Genomic DNA, 24607 nt, shown 5'->3' on the forward strand with positions numbered 1-24607 from the left:
CCGGAGTGTCCGAGTCCGGCGGGTGCGGATTCGGATGCCTGTTCGGCGACTGGGATACTGCTGCCATGCCGCGCGTGTTGCTGATCGAAGACGACCCCTCCGTACGTGAAGGGGTCGGACTCGGGCTGCGGCGGCGCGGCCATGAGCTGTGCGGGGTGGCGAGCGGCGAGGCGGGGCTGGCGGCGCTCGATGCGTTCCGGCCCGACCTGGTGCTGCTCGACCTGATGCTCCCGGAGATGAACGGGGTCCAGGTCTGCCGCCGGATCCGCGAGACCAGTCAGCTCCCGATCATCATGCTCACCGCCCGCGGTGACGACTTCGACGTGATCGTGGGACTGGAGGCGGGAGCCGACGACTACATCGTCAAACCGGCCCGCACCGAGGTCATCGAGGCCAGGATCCGCGCCGTCCTGCGCCGGCTCACCGCACCTGCCGGGCGGGACGGCAGCGAGACGCACGGCGACCTGACCGTCGACCGTACCGGGCTGACCGTCACCAAGGCCGGACAGCGCCTGCTGCTCGCCCCGTCCGAACTGAGGCTCCTGCTCCATCTCTCCGCCTCGCCCGAGGAGGTCTTCAGCCGTCAGCACCTCCTGGAGTACGTCTGGGAGCACAGCTATCACGGGGACGCCCGGCTGGTCGACGCGTGCGTACGACGGCTGCGGCAGAAGGTCGAGGACGTTCCCGGCCGCCCGCGGTACATCCAGACCGTGCGAGGCTTCGGGTACCGGTTCGGTCCGCTCGGATGAGGTCGCTCACCACCCGGTTCGGCCTGCGCACCCGGCTGGTCGGCGCCTTCCTCCTGGTCGCCGCGATCAGTGCCGCCACCACCGCCGCCCTCACCTACCGCGAGGCCCGTACCGCCATCCTCCAGCAGGCCCAGGACACGGCGGTGGACCAGTTCCGGGACCGGACCGGCGCCCAGGCCGTGACCCTGCCGGTCGACGAGGAACAGCTGCGGCGGATCTGCCGGACCCTGGCCCGCGAGGGCAAGCCGCATCCGTGGACCGTCCACGCCGAGTACGGCAAGCTGCGGGCCTCCTCCACCGGCCGCCCGGCCTCCGGCCTGATCACGCCCGAACTGCGTGCCGAGAACCGCGCCGGTACGCACGGCACCTTCCAGCGGGTCGTCAGCGGCGGTCGCCCCTGGCTGGCCGTCGGGATGCCCGCCACCGTCGACCGCGGCGACGGCGGCCAGCCCACCGGGCTCGTCCTCTACGCCGTGATGAGCCTCAGCACCGAACAGGCCAATGCCGACGCCCTGGTGACCGCGGCCCGCGACGGCGCCCTGCCCGCCCTGCTCATCGCCCTCGTGCCCGCGCTGCTCGCGGCCCGCAGCGTACTGCGTCCGGTCCGCGACCTCAGGCGGGCCGCCGCGGGCATCGGCCGGGGCGAGCTCGACACCCGGATCGAGGTGCGCGGCTCCGACGAGCTGGCCGGCCTCGCCCGTACCTTCAACGAGTCATCGACCAAACTCCGGGACTCGGTGGCGGAGCTCAGACAGGCGGAGCTGCGGGCCCGGCGCTTCGCCTCCGACGTCTCGCACGAACTGCGCACCCCCCTCGCCGGAATGCTCGCCGTCACCGAGGTGCTCGACGAGGAGGCGGACCGGCTGAACGCCGACACCGCGGCGGCCGTCCGGCTGATCAGCGCCGAGACGGGAAAGCTCGCCGCACTCGTCGAGGACCTGATGGAGATCTCCCGCTTCGACGCGAAGGCCGCCGATCTCCACCTCGACGGGATCGATGTCGCCGAAGCGATCCGCAAGACCCTGGAGAGCCGCCACTGGGCTGACCGGGTGCACACGGAACTCCCTGGCGGGATACGGATGATGCTCGACCCGCGCCGCTTCGACGTCGTCGTCGCCAACCTCGTCGGCAACGCGCTGCGCCACGGAGCGGAGCCTGTCACCGTACGCCTGCGCACGGAAACGGCGGGCTCCGGGCCGCTGGTGGTGGTCGAGGTCGCGGACAGCGGTCCGGGCATCGACCCGGCTGTGCTGCCCCACGTCTTCGACCGCTTCTACAAGGCGGACGCGGCCCGCACCCGGTCGGCCGGTAGCGGACTCGGGCTGGCGATCACCCAGGAGAACGTACGGCTGCACGGCGGCACCGTGCGGGCTTCGGACGGACCCGGCGGCGGCGCCCTCTTCACCGTGGAACTGCCGCAGGAGGGCGTATGAGAACCCGACGTGCGAGAACCCGGAGCACGACAATTCGGCGTACGGCAATCCGGCGTGCGGCTCGTGGACTGTTGCCCCTGGGCCTGCTGCCCCTGGCCCTGTCGGCCGCCGGGTGCGGGATCCGGGCCACCGACGTCGTGCGGGCCGGAGACCCGGCCACCGTCGACGTGGCGCCGGGGCGTGAGCAGAGTACGCTGCTCTACTTCGTCTCCTCCTCGTCCGCGAACCGGCTGATGCCCGTGGTGCGCCCCAACGAAGTGCCGCTGGAGGACTCCGGCGCGGGCGGTATGAAGCTGGTCCGGGGAGGGCCCGAGCAGGCCCTCGTGCTGCTCTTCGAGGGGCCGAACCGGAACGAGACCATGAGCGGTCTGCGCACCGAACTTCCGTACGTCCGCGCCGAGGTGCACATCAGGCTGGGCCCGGACGGCGTCCACGTCCGGCTGAACGCGCCCGTCACCACGTTCTCCGGCACCGCGCGTCGGCAGCTGGTCTGCACCGCCGCCCAGGCCCGTACCGCGGACCGCGGTGAGCCGGTGACGGTGACCGGCACGGACGGTGCGATCGGGCCCGCCCGCTGCCCGGTCTGACAGCCCCAGCCCGGCAAGGCGGACGGCCCGGCCCCGCCCGCCCGGAGCCCAGGTCACGCGGAGCCCAGGTCACGCGGAGCTCAGGTCGCCCGGAGCTCAGGTCGCCCGGTGTGACGTGCGCGGCGCCGGTGCGGGGGCCTGCGCGACGCGGGTCACATCCGCGACCAGCTCGACCACGTCGGGTCCGTACGCCTGGGAGTTGATCACCTTCAGCAGCAGGCAGAAGGTGTTGTTGCCGTGCTTGCGGGCCAGTTTCTCGTGGGTGCGGGACAGATAGCGGGAGGCCGCCTGGTTGGTGATGGCCTGCTGCCCGCAGAACAGGAACACCGGCCTCGCGTCCCGCCCGGCCGTCAGCCGCGCCAGCAGTACGTACTCGGCGACCCCCTTCTCGACCCGGTAGCGCTCCGAGCCGATCTGGAAGGCGTTGCGGTCGGGGCCGGGCGCGGGGTCGGTGTTCACCTTCACCCCGGGCAGCAGCGACTGCAGATGGGCGGCCGTCCGCCGGTTGGAGACCGGCCCGCCGACGCAGAATTCGGTGCGCTCGCCGAAACCCTGCTGGGCCACGTCGTGCGAGAGGATCTGCGCGTGTGCCGAGCAGTCCTTGACGAGGGCGGAGAGCTCCAGCAGCGCGAAGACGTCGTGGCGGTGGACGGAGCCGTCGCCGCCCGCGTCGCGGTTGACGACGAGCAGACACTCGGAATTGTCCGGCAGCCCGAAGAAGGCCTGCTTGCGGCGGAGCCTGCGGCGCCAGAGAGAGGTGCGGGCGAGCCAGCCCAGCGCGGCACTGACCCCGGCGGCTATCACGCCCAGCACGATGTTGCGTAGGTCGTCACTCATGGGCGGGCATGTTAGCGGGCGCCCGGAGCGGGAACCACGGCGAACCTGACGGGGCGGGTCCGGCCCGGCGTTGCGCCGCGCGGACGTGTCGGAGCGACGAAGAGCCCGGTCTCCTTACGCCGTGAAGGAGACGCCTGTCCTGACGGGCAGCCAGTCCCGTACCGTTCCCGTCAGGCGCAGCGCGTGAGGGCCACCGACAGGACGGTCCGCGAAACCGGTGCAGGCCCCGCCCCGCCCCGTTCCGGAGCGGGAGGAACGGGAGGAGCGGGAAGACCCGGATGGACGGCGGGGACGTAGAGGGATGCTGACGGAGGAAGCCGAACGGCCGTCTGTTCCCGGGATGCGCCGTGTACTCGGCCGGATCGGCCGATGCGTCCTGGTCTATCTGCTCCTGCACACCATGGCGTGGACGGTCATCGCGCTGTTGGCCCCGTGGGACGACTCCACCGGGCAGTACGTGAGGACCAGCCTCGGCATGCTCGGTCTCATCGGCGCTCCGACGCTCCTGCTCGCGCTCTCGGCGGGACTGGCGCACACGAAGGCGGCTCCCGTCAGCTTTCGGGCGGCGCTGATCGCTCCGATGGCGGTGTTCATCTGGCCGTGTCTGGCCGTGAGCACAGCCGAACCGCTCCTGTTCGAACTGGTGGTCCAGTTGATGTTCGCCTGCTGGCTGATGCCGGTTCCGCTCGTCCCGGAGAACGGGGAGGGGCGGCGGTAGCGGGCCGGTCAGGAGACGGGTGCCCCGGCGGGACGTCCTTCGGGGCACCCGTCGTGTCGCGCCTGACCGGTGCGGATCCCGGGTCGGCGGCCGGAGTCCGGCGTCATGGTCACGCCGCGGCGGAACGCGACCGTCGGCGACCGGCCCGCCGACACGGACCTCATGGGTGCTCGCCGACGTCGGCGGCTGTCACGCCCGGCACGACACCGCGTAGGTCACCACGCGCGGGCGGGCATGCTAGCGGGCGTCCGGAAGTGGCGTCGCGGCGTACCTGACGGGGCGGGCGGCCCGGCGTTACCCTGCGCGGACAATCCTGCACTGGAGGTGCGCATGAGAGGTTTCATCGTGCGGAATGTGTCTTTATCGGCTGTTCTCGCCACTGTCGTCGCTGTTGGTGCCGCCGCCCCGGCCACGTCCGCGCGGGCGCCCGAGATGCCGCCCAAGTCACCCGTCGCGGTGGGGTACGGAGGCGCGGTGGCCAGCGTCGACGCGGATGCCTCGGCGGCCGGCATCGAGGTGCTGCGCAAGGGCGGCAACGCGGTGGACGCGGCGGTGGCGACCGCGGCCGCGCTCGGTGTCACCGAACCCTATTCGGGAGGCCTCGGCGGAGGCGGCTACTTCGTCTACTACGACGCCGGGCGGCGCACGGTGGAGACGATCGACGGCCGGGAGACCGCCCCGCGCAGCGCGGACTCCTCGCTCTTCCTGGAGAACGGCAAGCCGCTCTCCTTCGACGCGGCCGTGACCAGCGGACTGGCCGTGGGCACTCCCGGCACCCCGGCCACCTGGGACACCGCGCTCAGGACCTGGGGCAGCACATCGCTGCGGCAGGTCCTCAAGCCGGCCGAGCGGCTCGCCCGGGACGGGTTCGTCGTCGACGGCACCTTCCGCTCGCAGACCGAGGGCAATCAGGCCAGGTTCGCCGACTTCCCGGCGACCCGGAAGCTCTTCCTGCCCGGTGGTGAACTGCCGGTGGTCGGCTCCGTGTTCAAGAACCCCGACCTGGCCCGCACCTATGCGCAGGTGGGCCGCGAGGGCGTCGACGGGCTGTACCGGGGCGCGCTGGCCGACGACATCGTACGGACCGTCCGCAAGCCGCCCGTCGACCCCAGGGCCGCCCGGGTCGTGCGGCCCGGCGACCTCACCGCCAAGGACCTGCGCTCCTACCGGGCGCTGCGCCAGGCACCGACCAGGGTCGGCTACCGCGGTCTCGACGTCTACGGCATGGCGCCCTCCTCCTCCGGCGGTACGAGCGTGGGCGAGGCGCTCAACATCCTGGAGCCCACCAGCCTCTCGAAGCTGACCGAGGCCCAGTACCTGCACCGTTACATCGAGGCCAGCCGGATCGCGTTCGCGGACCGGGGCCGCTGGGTGGGTGACCCGGCCTTCGAGGACGTACCGGCCCGGGAGCTGCTCAGCCAGCGGTTCGCCGACGCGCGCGCGTGCCTGATCAAGGACGACGCCGTGCTGACCAGCCCGCTCGCGCCGGGCGACCCGAGGCACCCGGCCGACTGCGCGACCGGCGGCAAGGCCGCCCCGACCACGTACGAGGGGGAGAACACCACCCACCTGACCGTGGCCGACAAGTGGGGCAACGTCGTCGCGTACACGCTGACGATCGAGCAGACCGGCGGCAGCGGGATCACCGTGCCGGGGCGCGGCTTCCTGCTCAACAACGAGCTCACCGACTTCTCGTTCGCACCCGCCGACCCCGCGGTGCACGACCCGAACCTGCCCGGTCCGGGCAAGCGGCCACGCTCGTCCATCTCGCCGACGATCGTGCTGGAGCACGGCAAGCCGGTGCTGGCCCTGGGGTCACCCGGTGGCGCCACGATCATCACGACGGTGCTCCAGTCGCTCCTCGGCACCGTCGACCGGGGGCTCCCGCTGGTCGACGCCATCGCGGCACCGCGCGCCAGCCAGCGCAACGCGCCGACGACCGAGCTCGAACCGGCACTGTGGAACAGCCCGCTCCGGGCGCGACTGGAGTCGCTGGGTCACGCCTTCAAGCTCAACCCCGAGATCGGGGCGGCCACGGGCGTGCAGCGGCTGCCGGACGGGCGGTGGCTGGCGGCCGCGGAGAAGGTGCGACGCGGCGGCGGATCGGCGAGGGTCGTGAAGCCGGCCGAACGTCCCTGACGGTACGTCAATAAGGTGAGTGAGTAAGGGAGTTGGTTCCGGGCGCCGAGGTGCCCGGAACCAGCTCCCGCGGTCTTGACGGCGGCGGCCGGGCGGGCCATGTTGTGCCGTCGGTAAGGAAAGTTTCCTATGGGAAGGGCACCCCCCACTGTGCGTACTCGAACGCTCGCCCTCGCCGCCGCCTTTGGCGCCGCTCTGCTCGCCGCCGCCACACTGGCCCCGGCGGCCCATGCCGGTCCGGGAATCAAGGAAGGCACCGTCAGTGCGGCCGACCTGCTGGCCAAGGTGACCACCTGCTCGCAGATCTCCAACGGCAAGTACCGCACGGACGAGGAGATATCGGCGACCATCCCGGTCTGCGGCAAGAACGGCGCCGTGTTCTGGAAGGCCGACATGGACATCGACTGCGACGGTGAGATCACCGCCGCCTGCAACGAGGACACCGACCCGTGGTTCCAGAACGGGACGGCGTTCGAGACCTCCGCCGGAAAGCCGCTGAACGCCGAGAAGCTGCCGTACGTCGTCGTGCCCAGCGCCAGCAGCATCTGGAAGTACGGTGATTCGGGCATCAAGGGCGGCGGCGTCGTCGCCGTGATCTACAACAACAAGGTCGAGTACGCGGTCGTCGGCGACACCGGCCCCAGCCAGATCATCGGTGAGGCGTCCTACGCCACCGCCAAGGCCCTCGGCATCGACCCGGACCCGGAGACCGGCGGCGCCGAATCCGGCGTCACCTACATCCTGTTCAAGAACTCCCAGGTGTCGCCCATCGAGAGCCACAGCGCCGCCGTCACCGCCGGGGACGCCCTTGCCCGGCAGTTCCTCCAGAACAACTAAGGGCTGTCCCGTCACGGCTCCGTGATCCGGACCGGTCACAGGGAGGTCAGGACGCGCGGTCCGTCGTCGGTGATCGCCACGGTGTGCTCGGCGTGCGCCGCGCGGCTGCCGTCGGTGGTGCGCAGCGTCCAGCCGTCCCGGTCCGCGTAGTAGTCGTCCTTTCCGCCGCCGATCAGCATCGGCTCGATGGCCAGGACCATCCCGTGCCGCAGCGGCAGGCCCCGGCCCGGCCGTCCTTCGTTGGGGACGGCCGGGTCCTCGTGCATCGCCCGGCCGATGCCGTGGCCGCCGAAGCCCTCCGGGATGCCGTATCCGGCGTTCCGGCAGACCGTGCCGATCGCATGCGCGATGTCGCCGATCCGGTTGCCGACGACCGCCGCCGCGATACCCGCCTCCAGCGCGGCGAAGGCCGTTTCGACGAGCCGGGTGTCGGCCTTCTGGGCCTGGCCGACGGTGAAGCTGATCGCCGAGTCACCGGCCCAGCCGCCCAGTGTCGCGCCCGCGTCGATGCTCACCAGGTCGCCGTCGCGCAGCCGCTGGTCGGTGGGGATGCCGTGCACGATGGCGTCGTTGACCGACGCGCAGATCACGGCGGGGAAGGGGGTGGGCGCGAAATGCGGCCGGTAGTTCAGGAAGGGCGAACCGGCACCCGCGTCCCGCAGCACCGCGCGGGCCACCTCGTCCAGTTCGCGCAGCGAGACGCCGACCGCCGCGGCCTGCCGTACGGAGGCCAGGAGCTGTGCCACGACCCGGCCGGTCTCGCGCATGGCTTCGATGGATGTGTCCGTCTTGAGTTGCACCATGCCAATTACTATACCGGTCGAAGCGGTATTAGAATGACGGCATGGTTCGAACTCCTCTGACTCCGCAAGAGCGCCGCCGCGGCGAGCGCCTCGGCGAACTGCTGCGCCAGGCGCGCGGCGGACGCAGCATGGTCGAGATCGCGGCGAGCGCCGGAATCTCCGCCGAGACACTGCGCAAGATCGAGACGGGCCGCGCCCCGACCCCGGCCTTCTTCACGGTCGCGGCCCTGGCCGGTGCGCTCGGGCTCTCGATGGACGAGATCCTCACCGGCTGCGTCCAGGAGCCGGACGCGGTCCCCCTGGCGGGGTAGCGGCCCCCTCGACGGCCCCGGCCCCGGCCCCCGCGGAGGTGCGGGAGCCGGGGCCGGAGGCGGAGCGGGGGCGGAGTCCGTCTCAGGACACGTTGGCCCCGTTCGGCTGCTCGACCAGGTCGATCATGACCGTCCGCCTGCCGTCCGGTGACGTCGGGTAGAACCGGCGGGCCCAGCGCCGGAACGGGCCGATCGGGCCGTCACCGGCGGCCAGTCCGGGCGGCTGCCGGTACTCCTTGTGGTGCCAGATCGGGAAGTCGGCCGCGGTGAACTCGCAGCTGGAACGGAAGACCGCGCGGTCCAGCAGCCGGGCCGCGGTCCGGCTCACCGTGCGCGCGAGCGGGGCCGGAAGCCGGGACGGCTCGTCGAAGGCGATGCGGTTGAGCTGCCGGAACTGCATCCGGTTCGGCGCGATCGCCGTCGGCAGCACCATCGTGCACATCCGCAGCCCCAGCCGGGGCGTGTGCACATCGGCGTGCAGGCAGCCGAGCCCATAGCCGTCCACCTCGACGTGCACGACGAAATCGCCCAGCAGCGGCGCCGATTCATGGGCGCGCATGGAGACGTGGAACGTCGCGTCGTCGTACTCCACGGGGCCGCCGATCTCGGCCTTGCTCCAGCCGTGCAGGGTGGCGAAGTGCCCGAGGTCCACCGAATTCTCGATGACCTCCTGGACATTTCCGGCCAGCTCCCAGGCCGCGCTGCGCGAGGGCCGGTGGCCGATCACATGCCACTGCGGAATCGACCAGTCCGGCTCCCGGCCGTCATGGTGCCGCCAGACGAACACCGCGCCGTTCACCTCCATCACCGGCAGCTGCGACAGCGGCGACCGCGGAGGGGCCGTGTCGTACCCCGTGCGCACACAGGAGCCGTCCGGGCCGAAGGCGAAGAAGTGGAAGGGGCAGACCAGCTCGTCCCCCTCGACCTTGGCCAGGCCCAGATGGGCCCCCAGGTGCGGGCAGTACGGCCGGATGGCCCGCACCGCGCCCGAGCCGAGCCGGTACAGCACCACGTCCTGACCCGCCAGCGGCCGGGTGAGGACGGTGCCCGGCCGCAGCTCGTCGGAGAACGCGAGTGCGGACCAGCCGCTCGGATACGGCAGGGCGGGGGCGCCCGCAGCATCGGCCGGTGTCGGCCCCTCGCTGATGGCGCCCCCGAGTTCGCGTGACAGTCCCACCACTTCCCCTTCTTCCGGATACGGTCCTCCGGGACAACTGCCCAGACCGTTCCGGAATCTCCCTACGGCACCGCACACCACTCGAACGGGGAGAAATGAAGCGGGAGTTGACGCCGGGCGGAGAAGGGGTGCGGCGGTGCTCCGGCCTCAGCGGGTCCGCTGCTCGTACCCCACCAGGCGCACGCAGACGGTCAGCCCCGCGATGGCCTGCTCCAGCTCCGCGAGCCCGGGATAGCTGGGGGCGATCCGGATGACCGCGTCGCGCGGGTCCTCGCCGTACGGATGCGTGGCGCCCGCGGGGGTCAGCACGATGCCCGCCTCGGCGGCCCGGCGCACGACCTCCCGGGCGCAGCCGTCCGGGACCTCCAGGGTGACGAAGTAACCGCCCTTGGGCGAGGTCCAGGACGCCAGCCCGGTGCCGCCGAGCTCCGCCTCCAGGATCCGGGCCACCGCCTCGAACTTGGGCTGGAGCAGGGCGCGCTGGCGCTCCATGTGGTACCGGACCCCATCGGCGTCGCGCAGGAACATCGCGTGGCGCAGGTGGTTGATCTTGTCGGGGCCGATCGACCGCTTGGCGTTGTTGCCGAGCAGCCACTGGACGTTCGCCGGGGACGAGCCGAAGAACGCGACGCCCGCGCCCGCCATGGTGATCTTCGAGGTGGAGCCGAACACGAAGACCCGGTCGGGGTGGCCCGCCCCGGCGCAGGCGGCGAGCAGATCGGCGATCTCGACGGGCTCGTCGGTGAGGTGGTGGGCGGCGTAGGCGTTGTCCCAGAAGATCCGGAAGTCGGGGGCGGCGGTGCTCATCGCGGCGAGCCGGGCCACCGTCGCGTCGCTGTAGCAGACACCGTCCGGGTTGCTGTACTTCGGCACGCACCAGATGCCCTTGACCGCGGGATCCTCGGCGACGAGCCGCTCGACGACGTCCATGTCCGGGCCCTCGTCGGTCATCGGGACCGGGATCATGTCGATCCCGAACCGCTCGCAGAGCGCGAAGTGCCGGTCGTACCCGGGCACCGGGCACAGGAACGCGATCCGCTCCTGGTCCACCCACCGCGACGGGGCCCCCGGCAGCACGCTCAGCAGTGCGTGCACCAGGCAGTCGTGCATCAGCTCCAGGCTGGAGTTCCCGGCCGCGAGCAGCTGGCCGGCCGGAACCTGGAGCACCCCGGCGAAGATCTCCCGCAGTTCGGGCAGCCCCTGGAGCCCGCCGTAGTTGCGTACGTCCGTGCCGTCGGCGGCGGTGTGCCGACCGGCTCCGGGCAGGCCCAGCAGCTCCTCGGAGAGGTCCAGCTGGGCGGGGGCCGGCTTGCCGCGGGTGAGGTCGAGCGAGAGCCCGAGCCCCACCAGGTCCCGGTGGTCCTGACGGGCCTGGTCGAGGAGCCCGGACAGGCTGTCGGGGGTCGGGTCGCTGGTCATGGTGGATCCTCTCGCAGGTACCGCTCGTACGGGGGCGCCCGCCGAGAATACAAAGCCGGTGCGGGAGGGCGGCGGACCGGGAGTGGGCAAGCGGGGCGCCTGTGGACCGCACGGGTGTGAAACATGATCGACTCCGCGGGTTCGCGGCGATGGTCTTGCCCCGCTGTGTGACGGGGCTTACGTTCTCCTCTACGCACGTGTCTACGGGCGTAGAAACGCGTTGAGGCTCGCTGACGCCGCGTCGAAGGAGCAGCTCATGTCCCCAGTCGTTCGCGCCGCACTCGTCCAGGCGACCTGGACCGGCGACACCGAATCCATGATCGCCAAGCATGAGGAACATGCCCGCGAGGCCGCCCGGCAGGGCGCGCAGGTCATCGGCTTCCAGGAGGTGTTCAACGCCCCCTACTTCTGCCAGGTGCAGGAGGCCGAGCACTACCGCTGGGCCGAGGCCGTCCCGGACGGCCCGACCGTCAGCCGGATGCGGGAGCTCGCCCGCGAGACCGGCATGGTGATCGTCGTACCGGTCTTCGAGGTCGAGCAGTCCGGTTTCTACTACAACACCGCCGCCGTGATCGACGCCGACGGCTCCTATCTCGGCAAGTACCGCAAGCACCACATCCCGCAGGTCAAGGGCTTCTGGGAGAAGTACTACTTCAAGCCCGGCAACGTCGGCTGGCCGGTCTTCGACACCGCCGTCGGCAAGGTCGGCGTCTACATCTGCTACGACCGTCACTTCCCCGAGGGATGGCGCCAACTCGGCCTGAACGGCGCCCAGCTGGTCTACAACCCGTCCGCCACCTCGCGCGGCCTCTCCGCCTACCTCTGGCAGCTGGAGCAGCCCGCCGCCGCGGTCGCCAACGAGTACTTCATCGCCGCGATCAACCGCGTCGGCCAGGAGGAGTACGGCGACAACGACTTCTACGGAACCAGCTACTTCGTCGACCCCCGCGGTCAGTTCGTCGGCGAGGTCGCCGGCGACAAGGCCGATGAACTCGTCGTACGCGACCTCGACTTCGGCCTCATCGACGAGGTCAGGCAGCAGTGGGCGTTCTACCGCGACCGCCGCCCCGACGCCTACGAGGGACTGGTGGAGCAGTGAGCAGCCTGCACCACCGCCATCTCGCCGTCAGCCCCGACTGGCTGGCGCTCTACTACAAGAAGCCGCTGGAGATCACCCACGGCGAGGGCCGCCACGTCTGGGACGCCGACGGCAGGCGCTATCTCGACTTCTTCGGCGGCATCCTCACCACCATGACCGCCCACGCCCTGCCCGAGGTGACCAAGGCGGTCTCCGAGCAGGCCGGCCGGATCATCCACAGCTCCACGCTCTACCTCAACCGGCCGATGACCGAGCTGGCCGAACGGGTCGCCGCGCTCTCCGGCATCCCGGACGCCCGGGTCTTCTTCACCACCTCCGGCACCGAGGCCAACGACACGGCGCTGCTGCTCGCCACCACCTACCGCCGGTCGAACCAGATCCTCGCGATGCGCAACAGCTACCACGGCAGGTCCTTCGGCGCGGTCTCCATCACCGGCAACAACGCCTGGTCGCCGACCAGCCTGTCACCGCTCCAGACGCTCTACGTGCACGGCGGCGTCCGTACCCGCGGCCCCTTCGCGCACCTGAGTGACGCGGAGTTCGTCGAGGCGTGCGTCGCCGACCTGGAGGACCTGCTCGGGCACACCCGGCCACCGGCCGCCCTGATCGCCGAACCCGTCCAGGGCGTCGGCGGGTTCACCTCGCCGCCGGACGGCCTGTACGCGGCGTTCCGGCGAGTCCTGGACCGGCACGGGGTGCTGTGGATCTCCGACGAGGTGCAGACCGGCTGGGGCCGTACCGGAGAGCACTTCTGGGGCTGGCAGGCACACGGTGAGAACGGGCCGCCGGACATCCTCACCTTCGCCAAGGGCATCGGCAACGGGATGTCGATCGGCGGTGTCGTGGCCCGCGCCGAGGTCATGAACTGCCTGGACGCCAACTCCATCTCGACCTTCGGCGGCTCACCGGTCACCATGGCGGCCGGGCTGGCCAACCTCTCGTACCTGCTGGAGCACGACCTCCAGGGCAACGCCCGGCGTGTGGGCGGTCTGCTGATCGAGCGGCTGCGGGCGGTCGCCGCGGGCTCGGAGCGGGTGCGCGAGATCCGGGGCCGGGGCCTGATGATCGGTGTCGAGCTGGTGCGGCCCGGCACCGACGAGGCGGACCCCGCGGCGGCCACGGCGGTGCTCGAAGCGGCCCGCGAGGGCGGCCTGCTCATCGGCAAGGGCGGCGGCCACAACACCAGCGTGCTGCGGATCGCTCCGCCGCTCTCGCTCACCATCGCCGAGGCGGAGGAGGGCGCGGGCATCCTCGGGGAGGCGATCCGCTCGCTGGACTGAGGCCGGAGGGACGCGGGGCCGGGCCCCGGGCGTGGTGCCCCGGGGCCCGGCCGGGCGGTCAGCGGCGCTTGCCGGTCGGACGAGTGAGGTCCAGGGTGCGGACCGGATCCAGCTCGCCGTAGTACGCGAGGTTCCGGTAGCGCACCTCGGCGATCGTCAGCGAGGCCCTGGCGACGCCCTGGGGCACCGTGGTCTTGAACCGGACCGAGCCGTCCTTCTTCGTGCTGCCGGTCAGCTTGCGCACCGCGCCGTCCACCGTCAGTTCGGCGGTGACCTCGGCGCCCTTCACCGGCGCGCCCTGGGCGGTGCGCACGACGCCGTTCGCGGTGACCTTCCAGGGCGAGTCGGAGCCGGGGCGGCCGAGGAGCACGGTCCCGGCGTCCAGCGAGGTGACGGCGAGCTGCGAGGGCGGGTGGGGCTGGTTGAAGGCGACCTGGTCGACGGTCCAGAAGGCGCTGTTCGTACCGGTGTAGCGGAAGCTCAGCCGGGCGGTCCGCGCGCCCGCCGGAACGGCCAGCTCCAGGTGCTCCACGGTGTTGCTGTCCGCCCGGTACGACTTCACCGGCCGCGGGGCGCCGCCGTCGTACGAGACGTACACATCGCCGGTCTGCGGGCCGTCGATCCGGTAGTTCGTCGCGTACGAGAGCGTGGCCGTCGGCGCGCCGTTCAGCGGGTACGCGGGGCTGATCAGGGTGGAGTCGAACGGCCCGGCGCCGTGCGCCTTGTCGTCCCACTCGTCGGAGTCGGCCACCGCGAACACGTCACGGGCGCGGACACTGGTCTCGCGGCCCTGGCCGCGCTCGGCGTTGGTCCAGAACTCGTCCGTGGCGAAGGCCCAGCCGCGCCACTCGGTGACGCCGCCGGACGGCATCTTCGTGTTGTCGATGGACCAGCCCTCGGGGGCGGTGTGCGTCCAGCCCCTGGCGTCGGCCGGGAGCTTCGTCTCGTCGACGGGTCCGCGCAGCGAGGGGCGCAGCGCGTCGAAGGCGTCCGTCCTCGGCTCGGCGAGCGAGGTGCCGTCCAGGTCCCAGGCGGGGTCGGTGGCGACGCCCTCGTGGCGCAGCACGGTGGGCGCGACGTCGGTGATCCTGACGTCCTGGCGTACCGAACCGGGGGCGATGCCCTTGCCCTGGGCTATCACGAACGTGCCGCGCTCCAGGGGGGAGTTGCCGCCGTGGCCGCCGGTGGGGGTGTGGCCGTGGTCGGCGGTGACGACGATCAGCCAGTCCTCCTGCGCGTACGTGGGGCGCGAGGCGACGGCGTCGAGCAGGCGGCCGACCTGGCCGTCGGCGGTGTTCAGGGCCTTGAGGTAGGCGGCGCTCGACGAGCCGGTGCTGTGGCCCGCGCCGTCGACCTCGTCGAGGTGGACGAAGGCGGAGTCGGGGTTGCCGCGCGCCAGGTAGTCGGCGGCCTTGGCGGTGGTGCCCTCGTCGTTGCCGCCCGCGACGCGCAGATCGGTCTTCGCGCCGAAGACGGTCTGGGGGATGGGGTTCCAGGTGCCGACGACCAGGGTGGACGTGGCCGGGTCGGCGGTCTCCAGCCGGGTCGCGTAGTCCGGGTAGCGTCCGTAGTTGGGGCTGGTGAAGTTGTTGTCCTTCACGTTGTGCCTGTCGGGCCAGACCCCGGTGGCGATCGACGACCAGCCGGCGCCGGAGACGGTCGGGGCCATCGGGTCGGCGTAGAGGTTGCTCCGGGCGGTCAGTCCCTGGGCCATCAGCCGCTCGATGCGCGGGACATCGGCGCGGGAGAAGGCGTCGAAGGTGGCGCCGTCGATGCCGATGACCAGGGTCTTCGCCTGCTTGGTGCCGGACGGCAGACCGGCGTACGGGGTGGCGGCGGCCGGGGCCTTCGGGTCCTGGGCCTGGGCGGTGGCGGCGGCGAGCGGAAGGGCGACGGCGGCGACGGTGGCGGCGGCCAGCACCGTGCGCGCGGAGCGCGGCAGTGACACGTGATCCTCCGGGATCGGTCGGTGGTACCGGACGGACGGGGGAGTCCGGTGATGGGTCCGAGACTCGCCCCCGGTGGTGAGCGGATCACCCCGGACAAGGGACGGGCGTGTGAACCGTATCCAACATCTGGACCAGACCCGTCATCAATTCGTTATTTTCCGATGGCCGGGGCCCTGCCCGCGGCTGTGGGCCGGTGGAGTGCCGGACGCGGGAAACAGAAACGTCTTCAGCGGTTGTCGGCAGCGGTATTGCCACAGTGGGTAACCCACTTCTACTTTCTTCACACGCACCACTTCTACGTGCGTAGACCCATTCCGCCACAGTGAGGAGGGGTACATGAGCCGCACCGTCATCCACGGCGGTCTCGTCATCACCGCGTCCGACGAAATGCACGCCGACGTACTCATCGAGGGCGGCCGTGTCGCGGCGCTCGCCGAGCACGGCAGCGACGCGGCCGACGGCTGGAGCGCCGACCGCAGGATCGACGCCACCGGCAGATACGTGATCCCGGGCGGTGTCGACGCGCACACGCACATGGAGATGCCGTTCGGCGGCACCTACGCCGCCGACACCTTCGAGACCGGCACCCGGGCCGCCGCCTGGGGCGGCACCACCACCATCGTCGACTTCGCCATCCAGTCCGTGGGGCGCCCGGTCCGCGAAGGGCTCGACGCCTGGTACGAGAAGGCCGACGGGAAGTGCGCCGTCGACTACGCCTTCCACATGATCCTCTCCGACGTGAACGAGTCCTCGCTCAAGGAGATGGACCTGCTGGTCGCGGAGGGGGTCACCTCCTTCAAGCTGTTCATGGCCTACCCGGGCGTCTTCTACAGCGACGACGGCCAGATCCTGCGCGCCATGCAACGGGCCTCCCGCAACGGCGGCCTGATCATGATGCACGCGGAGAACGGCATCGCCATCGACGTACTCGTCGAACAGGCCCTCGCCGAGGGCCGCACCGACCCGCGCTACCACGGGGACGTGCGCAAGGTCGCGCTGGAGGCCGAGGCCACCCACCGTGCCGTCCAGCTCGCCCGGGTCGCCGGGGCCCCGCTCTACATCGTGCACGTCTCCGCCGACGAAGCCGTCGCCGAGGTCGCCGCCGCCCGCCACAAGGGACTTCCGGTCTTCGGCGAGACCTGCCCGCAGTACCTCTTCCTGTCCACCGACAACCTCGCCGAGCCGGACTTCGAGGGCGCGAAATACGTGTGCTCCACCCCGCTGCGGCCCCGGGAGCACCAGGAAGCCCTCTGGCGCGGCCTCAGGAACAACGAACTCCAGGTCGTCTCCACCGACCACTGCCCCTTCTGCTTCTCGGGGCAGAAGGAGATGGGCCGCGGAGACTTCTCCAAGATCCCCAACGGCATGCCCGGGGTGGAGAACCGGATGGACCTCCTGCACCAGGCGGTGGTGGACGGCCACCTCTCACGCCGCCGCTGGATCGAGATCGCCTGCGCCTCCCCGGCCCGGATGTTCGGTCTCTACCCGAAGAAGGGCACCATCGCGCCGGGCTCCGACGCCGACATCGTCATCTACGACCCCACGGCCGGGCAGACCATCTCCGCGCAGACCCACCACATGAACGTCGACTACTCGGCGTACGAGGGCAAGCGGATCACCGGTCAGGTCGAGACCGTCCTGTCGCGCGGTGAACCCGTCATCGAGGCAAGGAAGTTCACCGGCCGGGCCGGACACGGCAGCTACACCCCGCGCGCCACCTGTCAGTACCTCGACTAGGAGCACCGCCATGGACTTTGGACTCGTCCTCCAGACCGACCCGCCCGCCTCGGCCGTCGTCGAGCTGATGCGCCGCGCCGAACGCAACGGCTTCCGCTACGGCTGGACCTTCGACTCGGCGGTGCTCTGGCAGGAACCCTTCGTCATCTACAGCCGCATCCTCGAACACACCGAACGGCTCGTCGTCGGCCCCATGGTCACCAACCCCGGCACCCGCACCTGGGAGGTGACCGCCTCCACCTTCGCCACCCTCAACGACATGTACGGCAACCGCACCGTCTGCGGCATCGGACGCGGCGACTCCGCGATGCGCGTCGCCGGACGCCCGCCCAACACCCTGGCCCGCCTCGGCGAGGCCATCGAGGTCATCCGCGACCTCGCCGAGGGCCGCGAGGCGACCGTCGACGGCCAGCCGGTCCGCATCCCCTGGGTGAAGGACGGCCGGCTGCCCGTCTGGATGGGGGCGTACGGCCCGAAGGCCCTCGCCCTCGCGGGGCAGAAGGCCGACGGCTTCATCCTCCAGCTCGCCGACCCCTTCCTCACCGAATGGATGGTCAAGGCGGTACGGGACGCGGCGGCGGCGGCCGGCCGCGACCCGGACGCCGTGACCATCTGCGTCGCCGCCCCCGCCTACGTCACCGCCGACGACGCGCCGGGCTCCCTGGCCCACGCCCGGGACCAGTGCCGCTGGTTCGGCGGCATGGTCGGCAACCACGTGGCCGACCTGGTCACCCGGTACGGGGAGCACTCCGGCATGGTCCCGGAGGAGCTCACCGCGTACATCAAGGACCGTCAGGGCTACGACTACAGCCACCACGGCCGGGCCGGGAACCCCGACACCGCCTTCGTGCCGGACGAGATCGTCGACCGGTTCTGCCTGCTGGGCCCCGCCGAGGCGCATATCGCGAAGCTGCGGGCCCTGCGTGACCTGGGCGTCGACCAGTTCGCCGTGTACGACATGCACGACGCGCGCGAGGAGACCATCGACGCGTACGGCGAGCGGATCATCCCCGCCCTCACCGACTGACCCCCGCACCCCCGCACCCCCGCACCCCCGCACCCGCGCTCCACCGCTCCACGGGTCCGCGCCCCACGGGTCCGCGCCCCACGGTTGTACACCCCCACGGTTGTACGCGTCCCGCTCCGCACGGCACCGCTCCCGAGCGAAGGGTCCAGCCGCCATGCCCTCGTCCGTTCCGCCCACTCCGCCGCAGGACCCGATACCCGGCGCCCCGGACCCCTCCGGGCGCGTCGGGCTCGATCCCGGCGCCGTTCCCGCCGACAACCGGTTCGTCAACGAGGACCTGTTGCCCGTCCCCCTGGAACGGCGCCGCTGGACGACGTACAACTTCGCCGCGCTCTGGGTGGGCATGGCCCACAACATCCCGTCCTGGCTGCTCGCCTCCGGGCTCGTGGCGCTCGGCATGGACTGGAAGCAGGCCGTGTTCACCATCGCCCTGGCCAACCTGATCGTGCTCGGCCCGATGCTGCTCACCGGGCACGCCGGACCCAAGTACGGCATCCCCTTCCCGGTCCTGGCCCGCGCCTCCTTCGGGCTGCGCGGCGCCAATCTGCCCGCACTGATCCGGGCGGCGGTGGCCTGCGCCTGGTTCGGCATCCAGACCTGGATCGGCGGTGTCGGGATCTTCACCCTGCTGGGGAAGATCTTCGGCGGCTGGGCGAAGGCGTCCGAGATCGGTGGCCAGCCATGGACGCTGTGGCTCTGCTTCCTGCTCTTCTGGGCCCTCGAACTCGCCATCATCTACCGGGGGATGGACGCGCTGCGGCGGTTCGAGAACTGGGCGGCGCCGTTTGTGATCGTCGGCGCCGCCGTGCTCCTGGTCTGGATCGCGGTCAAGGCGGGCGGCTTCGGGCCCCTGCTCGACCAGCCGTCCAGGCTCGGCTGGGGGCGGGAGTTCTGGCCGGTCTTCTTCCCCTCGCTGATGGGCATGATCGCGTTCTGGGCCACGCTCTCGCTGAACATCCCCGACTTCACCCGCTTCGGGGCCGGGCAGCGCGCGCAGATCCGGGGCCAGGCGCTCGGCCTGCCGACCACCATGACGCTCTTCGCGCTGCTCTCGGTCCTGGTCACCTCCGGCTCGCAGGCCGTGTACGGAGAGGCGATCTGGGATCCGGTCCAGCTGGTGGCACGCACCGACAACGTCTTCGGGCTGCTCTTCGGCCTGGTGACGGTGCTGGTCGCGACGGTCTCCGTCAACATCGCGGCCAACGTGGTGTCACCGGCGTACGACCTGGCGAACCTCGCGCCACGGTTCATCAGCTTCCGTACCGGGGCGATGATCACGGGGGTCGTCGGCGTCGTCATCATGCCGTGGAAGCTCACCGAGACCCCCGAGCTGTACATCTTCACCTGGCTGGGGCTGGTCGGCGGGCTGCTCGGAACGGTCGCGGGCATCCTCATCGCCGACTACTGGATCGTCCGCCGCACCGTGCTCCACCTCCCGGACCTCTACCGCCCCGGCGGACGCTACTGGTACGTCAACGGCTGGAACTGGCGGGCTGTCCTCGCCTTCGCCGTCGGCGGGGTCCTCGCGACCGGCGGCTCGCACTCCGCCCCGGGCGAGGGGCCGTTCCCCGAGGACGGGCTGATCCCCGTCCTCGAACCGCTCGCGGACTACGGCTGGGCGGTCGGCCTGGCCTCCTCGCTGGTGCTGTACGTGGTGCTCAGCGGCCGGTCCGCCGTCACACCGGCACCGAAGAACGGCCCAGCAGCGCGCTGATGTCGTACGTCAGACCCGGCGGCGGCGTGGCCGCGGGCACCGGACGCCCGAAGTCCGAGAGGCCCGCCACCGCGTCCGCCCCGCCGCCGTGGACCGTGATCCGCAGCGGGAAGGGCCGGCCCGTGGCCGCGACGTACGTCGTCCACGTCCGGCCCTCCCGGGTGCTGATCAGCGGCACCACCGGGGCGCCGCCGAGGGTGGTGCGCGGGGCCTTGCGCAGCGTCGCCGGGTCCTGGTGCGCCGCGGCGTCCGCCAACCGCTGGAAGGCCGCGGGATCGCAGCCCGCGGTCAGGGCGCGCAAGCGGGGGTCGGAGGCCGGGGCCTTCATGTAACGCCCGTCCAGGATCGCGGCGAAGGCCGGGCCGCCGTCGGGGACCTGGCTCTTCCAGAAGTCGGCGTCCGGCTTCACCCAGACCTCGTCGCCGTGCTTCACGATCCGTGCCGAGCCCTGGCCGTCGCCCAGACGCACCGATCCCGCGCAGTTCCCGGACCGGTCCACGGTGAGGTCCAGCGCCTGCGCCGGACGTCCGTCGCCCAGGTCACCGCGGGCGGTGAGATGCAGGGAACGGGTGCTCAGCAGGGCATCGTGCGAACGCTGCGCGATCTGCTGGGCGGAGAGCGTGTCGATCCCGTTGTCCGCCCGTGCCGTACCGCCGCCCACGAGGCCGCCGGTGAGCCCGAGCACGACGGCCGCCACCGGGGCGGCGCGGCGGGTGGCGTGGTGTCCAGCGGTCACGTCGCCTCCCTGAAGCCTGCTGTCGGGGAGCTCGTCGGGCCTTCTCCGGTGCCCTCCGATCCTTCGAGCCTACGTCGGGGACCGCCCGGTCGCGCGGCGGAACTCAACTGCGGTGAGCACACAGGGTGATGTTGTGCCGTGTTTTGTGCCGCGAGCGCCCGGGGAGGGTCGTCGGCGCACCGAGTCCGTCACCAGCGAGGAGGAACACCCACCTATGAGGCTGTCGATGAGGAGTGTGTCCAAGGCCGTGCTCCGGGACGTCGCCGCCGCGGGAGCGGCCGTCGCGCTCGTGCTCGCGGTGCCCGTCGTCACCGCCGGGACGGCCGCGGCGACACCACCGGGGCTGTCCTGCGACACCGGGAAGCACGCGGTCGACGAGTACACCGGCTTCGCGCTGTGCAGCAACGGCGGCAGCGCACCGCAGACCTTCTGGGTGCACCTGGTCTGCGGCTGGGCCCCGGACGTGGACGGGGAACACATCACCCTCGCTCCCGGACAGTCCGGCCAGTCCACCGCGCACTGCGGCGACATCGGCACGGGCATCGGCGAGATCAGCGTCCAGCCGTAGCACGCCCGGCGGACGCTCCGCCCCGGCCCCGTGCCGGACCGGGCCGCCCCGGTCCGGCACGGGTGTCAGGCCCGCCGCGCGCTCCGCTCCAGCAGTGGCGGCAGCGCGGCGGCCAGCCGCTCCCGCAGCTCGTCCGGACCGCCCTCCACCCACGGGTGCGCGGCCCGGAACACGGACCAGTCCACCAGCCAGTCCCGCACCGACGCGGGGGTGAACCACCGCGCGTGCGGCCCCAGCACCCGGCGCAGCAGCCGGGGCGGCAGCACCGTACGCCCGTACTCCGCGAGCAGCACCGCGTCGTACAGGTCCTTGGCGCCCGATCGGCCCTCCGCTTCCTGGTCCTCGGCCAGCCACAGCAGCTTCCAGGCGAGCGAGAGCCCCGGACTCGCGGTGCGGACCGGCACCGGCGGCCCGCCGTCACCCCGCGGGCAGGCCGTCCACACCGGCGCCTCGGGCAGCCGTTCGTCCCGCGCGAAGTCCATCCGGATCTCGCCCGGCGGCAGCCCGTCGGCCTCCCACGGCACGACGACCCGCACCCCGGGCGTCTCGTACTCCCGGTACAGCCACTCCCCGTCCAACGACACCCGGAGCGGATCGACGTGTATCCCCCGGGGCAGCGGCGGACCGGCCCTCAGCGCGGCGGCCACCTCCTCGTCGAGGCCGGACGGCGGGGACAGGTCGTCAGGCTCCGCCCACCGCAGCCCCTCCGGCGCGAGCACCGGCCGGGTGCCCGCGGTGCCATGGCACTCGCCGTCCGTCAGCAGCTCGGGCGCGGCCGCCCCGTGCGCGGCCTCCGGCCACTGCTGCACCTCCTCGATCCCCGCCACGTACGGATACGGGTCGCAGGGGTCGGGAAAACCGGCGGCACCGGGCTCCGGCACGATCCAGTCCAGATCACCCGGCTCCCGGGCGGCCGCGCCCATCCACGCCTGGAGCGGCACACTGCCCCGCAGCACCAGGACCTCGCCCCAGGGCGAGCCCGCGACCACCCGCAGCAGATGGTCCTGGACCGTGCGCCGGGCGGCCCGCCAGCGCGGGGCGAGCGCCGGGTCCTCGCACACCGGCTCCCCGGGAACCGGCCGGTCCCCGGCGGTCACCGGGATATCCCCGCCGGTGCGTCCAGCCAGCCCGCGTCCACGGCCGGCTGGTCGTCGTGCACGACGAACTCCTCCTCGACCTCCAGTACATCGAGCCCCGCCCCGCGCAACGCGCCCAGCAGTGCGTCGAGTTCGGCTCTCGCCCCGGGGCGGCCCACCGCGTGGCAGCGCTGCGTGACGAACCGTTCGTGGCTCCGGGGGCCGGTGAGGCGGCGGGCGTTGCGCGACAGACGCGCCCCGTGCCGCTCGGCCACCCCCCGGGCGACGGCCGCCTCCGGCTCGCCGGAGAGCAGCAGCTTGACGTGATGCTCGAAGTGGAGACCGGGCGGGAGCGCGGCGGCCTCGGCGGCGCTCCCTGGCACGTCCGCGTTCCACGGGGCGGCCTCGATCTTCACCCGGACGACCGGGAAACCCGCCGCGCGCAGGTCGGTGACCCGGCGGTCGGCGGCGGCCCGCTGCGCGGAGAGCGTGCCCCGGCCCCGCCCGGTCAGCATGGGCTGGTCGGGGGTGGCGCCGCGGTCCAGCACGATATGGGTGAGCCCGAGACCGCGCTCCCGGGCCCAGCGCTCCAGCCGGTCGAGCTCCCGCCCGGCCCCCGCCCCGTCACCGGCACGGGGATCGATACGCACCGTCAGATGCGTCTCGAACTCGCCCTCGAACTCCGCTTCCACGGACCCTCCCGTCGTACGTCCCCTGCTCGCCGTCCGTGACCGAACGTAGCAAGCCGCTCGGACAGTCCCCGTCCGAGCCCGGGGAGCGCCCCCTCCCGTACCCCGGTCACTTTCCTCCGAACGGTTGAGTGGAACGCACCCCAATCGTTACCCTCCGGTAAGTTCGTTCGGGCACAGGGGCGCCCCGCACCCGTCGCACCGTCGTACGTGTCTGCCGATACGAGGAAGGCGGTCATCCCATGTCCTCACCGCACACCGTGGAGTCGACCGGAGCGGCGGCCCCGAAGGGGCTGGCCGACAGCGCACGGGAACTGGCCGAGGGCGGCACCACCTCGGTCGAACAGGTGTCCGCCGCGCTGGCGCGCATCGAAGCGGGCCGGCACCGCCTCAACGCCTTCCGGCAAGTACGCGCCGAGGCCGCGCTCGCCGAGGCCGCCGAGGCCGACCGGCGGCTCGCGGCGGGGGAGCGGCTGCCGCTGCTCGGGGTGCCGGTCGCGGTCAAGGACGACACCGACATCCTCGGGATGCCGACCTACTTCGGCTGCGACGGCGATCTGCCCCCCGCGACCGCGGACAGCGAGGCCGTACGCCGGCTGCGAGCGGCCGGAGCCGTGATCGTCGGGAAGACCAACTCCTGCGAACTCGGCCAGTGGCCGTTCACCGAGGGCCGCGCCTTCGGAGCCACCCGCAACCCGTGGCACACCGGCCACACCCCCGGCGGTTCGTCCGGCGGCTCCGCCGCGGCCGTCGCCGCCGGACTCGTACCCGCCGCGCTCGGCTCGGACGGCGCCGGGTCCGTCCGCATCCCGGCGGCCTGGACCCATCTGGTCGGGATCAAACCCCAGCGCGGCCGGATCTCCGTACACCCGCACTCCGACGCCTTCCAGGGCCTGACCGTCAACGGACCGCTCGCCCGGACCGTCGCGGATGCCGCGCTGCTGCTCGACGCGGTCGCCGGTTCCCACCCCGACGACCCGTACCGCCCGCCGCCCGTCGCCGCCGCGGACGCCGCCCGTCGCGAACCCGGCCGACTGCGCATCGCCCTCGCCTGGCGCCCCCCGCTCACCCTCACCGGCTCCGCGCCCCACCCCGAGGTGCGCCGGGCCGTCCACGACCTGGCCCAGGCCCTCGCCCGCCTCGGTCACGATGTCGAGGCCGCCCGGCCCCGGTACGGGCTGATCGGCCTCGGCTTCGTCCCCCGCGCCGCCGCCGGGATCGCCGAACTCGCCGCCCGCCACCCCGCGCCCGCCCTCCTCGACCCGCGCACCCGCAGCGCCCTGCGCACCGGCACCCGGCTCGGCGGCCGGGCCGTCCGGGCGGCGCGGGAGCGCGAGGTGCACCAGCACCGCAGGATCGGCGCCTTCTTCCGCCGCCCCGGAGGCGACGGCCCCGGCTACGACGTCCTGCTCACCCCCACGACCGCCCTGCCCCCGCCCCCGGTCGGCAGGTTCGACGGGCTGAGCGCCTGGCGCACCGACCTGGCGATGGCCGAGACCTGCCCGTACGCCTGGCCCTGGAACGTGCTGGGCTGGCCGGGCATCAACGTACCGGCGGGCTTCACCGCCGCCGGGCTGCCCGTCGGGGCGCAGCTGCTCGGCCCGTCCCGCAGCGAGGAACAGCTGATCTCCCTCGCCGCCCAGCTGGAGGCCGACCGCCGCTGGTACGAACACCGGCCCCCGGCCGACGGCTGACCGCACGCCCGCGCCGTCCCTGCCGGGC

At 72.3% G+C, this 24607-nt stretch carries 22 protein-coding genes; 14 read left to right on the forward strand and 8 right to left on the reverse strand.

Annotated elements, in window-relative coordinates; genetic code table 11:
* Nucleotides 1–65: 65 nt before the first annotated feature.
* The 3 genes from ACFVWY_RS18530 to ACFVWY_RS18540 all read left to right on the forward strand — a co-directional run bounded on the left by ACFVWY_RS18530 (nucleotide 66) and on the right by ACFVWY_RS18540 (nucleotide 2769).
* Nucleotides 66–749 (forward strand): response regulator, encoded by a 684-nt coding sequence (locus ACFVWY_RS18530; protein WP_389873292.1) that lies wholly within the window; start codon nucleotides 66–68, stop codon nucleotides 747–749.
* Nucleotides 746–2182, forward strand: coding sequence for an ATP-binding protein (locus tag ACFVWY_RS18535; protein WP_389873295.1), 1437 nt, complete (start codon nucleotides 746–748; stop codon nucleotides 2180–2182). The genes ACFVWY_RS18530 and ACFVWY_RS18535 overlap by 4 nt, the downstream gene beginning before the upstream one ends.
* Nucleotides 2183–2253: 71 nt before the next feature.
* Nucleotides 2254–2769, forward strand: a complete 516-nt coding sequence (locus ACFVWY_RS18540; RefSeq protein ID WP_389873298.1) for a hypothetical protein — start codon at nucleotides 2254–2256, stop codon at nucleotides 2767–2769.
* Nucleotides 2770–2865: 96 nt separating this feature from the next.
* Here ACFVWY_RS18540 and ACFVWY_RS18545 read toward each other — a convergent pair whose 3' ends face one another.
* Nucleotides 2866–3606 (reverse strand): hypothetical protein, encoded by a 741-nt coding sequence (locus ACFVWY_RS18545; RefSeq protein ID WP_389873301.1) that lies wholly within the window; start codon nucleotides 3604–3606, stop codon nucleotides 2866–2868.
* A 340-nt stretch (nucleotides 3607–3946) separates the two neighbouring features.
* On the opposite strand from ACFVWY_RS18545, the gene ACFVWY_RS18550 reads away from it, so the two are divergent.
* The 3 genes from ACFVWY_RS18550 to ACFVWY_RS18560 all read left to right on the forward strand — a co-directional run bounded on the left by ACFVWY_RS18550 (nucleotide 3947) and on the right by ACFVWY_RS18560 (nucleotide 7300).
* Nucleotides 3947–4324, forward strand: coding sequence for a hypothetical protein (locus ACFVWY_RS18550; RefSeq protein ID WP_389873302.1), 378 nt, complete (start codon nucleotides 3947–3949; stop codon nucleotides 4322–4324).
* Nucleotides 4325–4654: 330 nt separating this feature from the next.
* A complete protein-coding gene (gene ggt, locus ACFVWY_RS18555; RefSeq protein ID WP_389873304.1) occupies nucleotides 4655–6463 on the forward strand; it encodes a gamma-glutamyltransferase in 1809 nt (602 codons plus the stop codon).
* A 150-nt stretch (nucleotides 6464–6613) separates the two neighbouring features.
* Nucleotides 6614–7300 (forward strand): glycoside hydrolase family 75 protein, encoded by a 687-nt coding sequence (locus tag ACFVWY_RS18560; RefSeq protein WP_389873305.1) that lies wholly within the window; start codon nucleotides 6614–6616, stop codon nucleotides 7298–7300.
* 35 nt (nucleotides 7301–7335) lie between these two features.
* Here ACFVWY_RS18560 and map read toward each other — a convergent pair whose 3' ends face one another.
* Nucleotides 7336–8103 carry a type I methionyl aminopeptidase gene (gene map, locus ACFVWY_RS18565; RefSeq protein ID WP_389873306.1) on the reverse strand — a complete coding sequence of 256 codons (768 nt, stop codon included), beginning with the start codon at nucleotides 8101–8103 and terminating at the stop codon, nucleotides 7336–7338.
* A 41-nt stretch (nucleotides 8104–8144) separates the two neighbouring features.
* On the opposite strand from map, the gene ACFVWY_RS18570 reads away from it, so the two are divergent.
* Nucleotides 8145–8414 (forward strand): helix-turn-helix domain-containing protein, encoded by a 270-nt coding sequence (locus ACFVWY_RS18570; protein WP_389873308.1) that lies wholly within the window; start codon nucleotides 8145–8147, stop codon nucleotides 8412–8414.
* Between the two features lie 82 nt (nucleotides 8415–8496).
* Here ACFVWY_RS18570 and ACFVWY_RS18575 read toward each other — a convergent pair whose 3' ends face one another.
* Both ACFVWY_RS18575 and ACFVWY_RS18580 read right to left on the reverse strand, forming a co-directional pair.
* Nucleotides 8497–9591: a Rieske 2Fe-2S domain-containing protein gene (locus ACFVWY_RS18575; RefSeq protein ID WP_389873311.1), complete on the reverse strand. Its 1095-nt coding sequence runs from the start codon at nucleotides 9589–9591 to the stop codon at nucleotides 8497–8499.
* A gap of 147 nt (nucleotides 9592–9738) precedes the next feature.
* Nucleotides 9739–11010 (reverse strand): aminotransferase class I/II-fold pyridoxal phosphate-dependent enzyme, encoded by a 1272-nt coding sequence (locus tag ACFVWY_RS18580; protein WP_389873313.1) that lies wholly within the window; start codon nucleotides 11008–11010, stop codon nucleotides 9739–9741.
* Nucleotides 11011–11266: 256 nt separating this feature from the next.
* Here ACFVWY_RS18580 and ACFVWY_RS18585 point away from each other — a divergent pair, with 256 nt between their 5' ends.
* On the forward strand, nucleotides 11267–12109 hold the full coding sequence (locus ACFVWY_RS18585; RefSeq protein ID WP_389873315.1) for a nitrilase-related carbon-nitrogen hydrolase: 843 nt from the start codon (nucleotides 11267–11269) through the stop codon (nucleotides 12107–12109).
* A complete protein-coding gene (locus ACFVWY_RS18590; RefSeq protein ID WP_389873317.1) occupies nucleotides 12106–13389 on the forward strand; it encodes an aspartate aminotransferase family protein in 1284 nt (427 codons plus the stop codon). The genes ACFVWY_RS18585 and ACFVWY_RS18590 overlap by 4 nt, the downstream gene beginning before the upstream one ends.
* Nucleotides 13390–13447: 58 nt before the next feature.
* Here the strand turns inward: ACFVWY_RS18590 and ACFVWY_RS18595 are convergent, their stop codons facing one another.
* Nucleotides 13448–15337: an alkaline phosphatase family protein gene (locus tag ACFVWY_RS18595; RefSeq protein WP_389873319.1), complete on the reverse strand. Its 1890-nt coding sequence runs from the start codon at nucleotides 15335–15337 to the stop codon at nucleotides 13448–13450.
* 337 nt (nucleotides 15338–15674) lie between these two features.
* Between ACFVWY_RS18595 and hydA the strand changes: the two genes are divergently transcribed.
* The 3 genes from hydA (at nucleotide 15675) to ACFVWY_RS18610 (ending at nucleotide 19816) form a co-directional block, all read left to right on the forward strand.
* The gene (gene hydA, locus ACFVWY_RS18600; RefSeq protein WP_389873322.1) at nucleotides 15675–17075 is read left to right on the forward strand and encodes a dihydropyrimidinase; all 1401 of its coding nucleotides are present in this window, start codon (nucleotides 15675–15677) and stop codon (nucleotides 17073–17075) included.
* A 10-nt stretch (nucleotides 17076–17085) separates the two neighbouring features.
* The gene (locus tag ACFVWY_RS18605) at nucleotides 17086–18102 is read left to right on the forward strand and encodes a TIGR03842 family LLM class F420-dependent oxidoreductase (RefSeq protein ID WP_389873324.1); all 1017 of its coding nucleotides are present in this window, start codon (nucleotides 17086–17088) and stop codon (nucleotides 18100–18102) included.
* A 154-nt stretch (nucleotides 18103–18256) separates the two neighbouring features.
* Nucleotides 18257–19816, forward strand: a complete 1560-nt coding sequence (locus tag ACFVWY_RS18610; protein WP_389873326.1) for an NCS1 family nucleobase:cation symporter-1 — start codon at nucleotides 18257–18259, stop codon at nucleotides 19814–19816.
* Here the strand turns inward: ACFVWY_RS18610 and ACFVWY_RS18615 are convergent.
* The gene (locus tag ACFVWY_RS18615; protein ID WP_389873328.1) at nucleotides 19779–20552 is read right to left on the reverse strand and encodes a hypothetical protein; all 774 of its coding nucleotides are present in this window, start codon (nucleotides 20550–20552) and stop codon (nucleotides 19779–19781) included. The genes ACFVWY_RS18610 and ACFVWY_RS18615 overlap by 38 nt on opposite strands.
* 226 nt (nucleotides 20553–20778) lie before the next feature.
* On the opposite strand from ACFVWY_RS18615, the gene ACFVWY_RS18620 reads away from it, so the two are divergent.
* Nucleotides 20779–21120, forward strand: a complete 342-nt coding sequence (locus ACFVWY_RS18620; protein ID WP_389873331.1) for a hypothetical protein — start codon at nucleotides 20779–20781, stop codon at nucleotides 21118–21120.
* 65 nt (nucleotides 21121–21185) lie between these two features.
* Here ACFVWY_RS18620 and ACFVWY_RS18625 read toward each other — a convergent pair whose 3' ends face one another.
* On the reverse strand, nucleotides 21186–22217 hold the full coding sequence (locus tag ACFVWY_RS18625; protein ID WP_389873334.1) for a nucleotidyl transferase AbiEii/AbiGii toxin family protein: 1032 nt from the start codon (nucleotides 22215–22217) through the stop codon (nucleotides 21186–21188).
* On the reverse strand, nucleotides 22214–22888 hold the full coding sequence (locus ACFVWY_RS18630; protein WP_389873336.1) for a hypothetical protein: 675 nt from the start codon (nucleotides 22886–22888) through the stop codon (nucleotides 22214–22216). The genes ACFVWY_RS18625 and ACFVWY_RS18630 overlap by 4 nt, the downstream gene beginning before the upstream one ends.
* A 239-nt stretch (nucleotides 22889–23127) precedes the next feature.
* Here ACFVWY_RS18630 and ACFVWY_RS18635 point away from each other — a divergent pair, with 239 nt between their 5' ends.
* A complete protein-coding gene (locus ACFVWY_RS18635) occupies nucleotides 23128–24579 on the forward strand; it encodes an amidase (protein ID WP_389873339.1) in 1452 nt (483 codons plus the stop codon).
* Nucleotides 24580–24607: the final 28 nt, after the last annotated feature.

Source organism: Streptomyces sp. NPDC058195, from assembly GCF_042883525.1.
Lineage (GTDB): Bacteria > Actinomycetota > Actinomycetes > Streptomycetales > Streptomycetaceae > Streptomyces.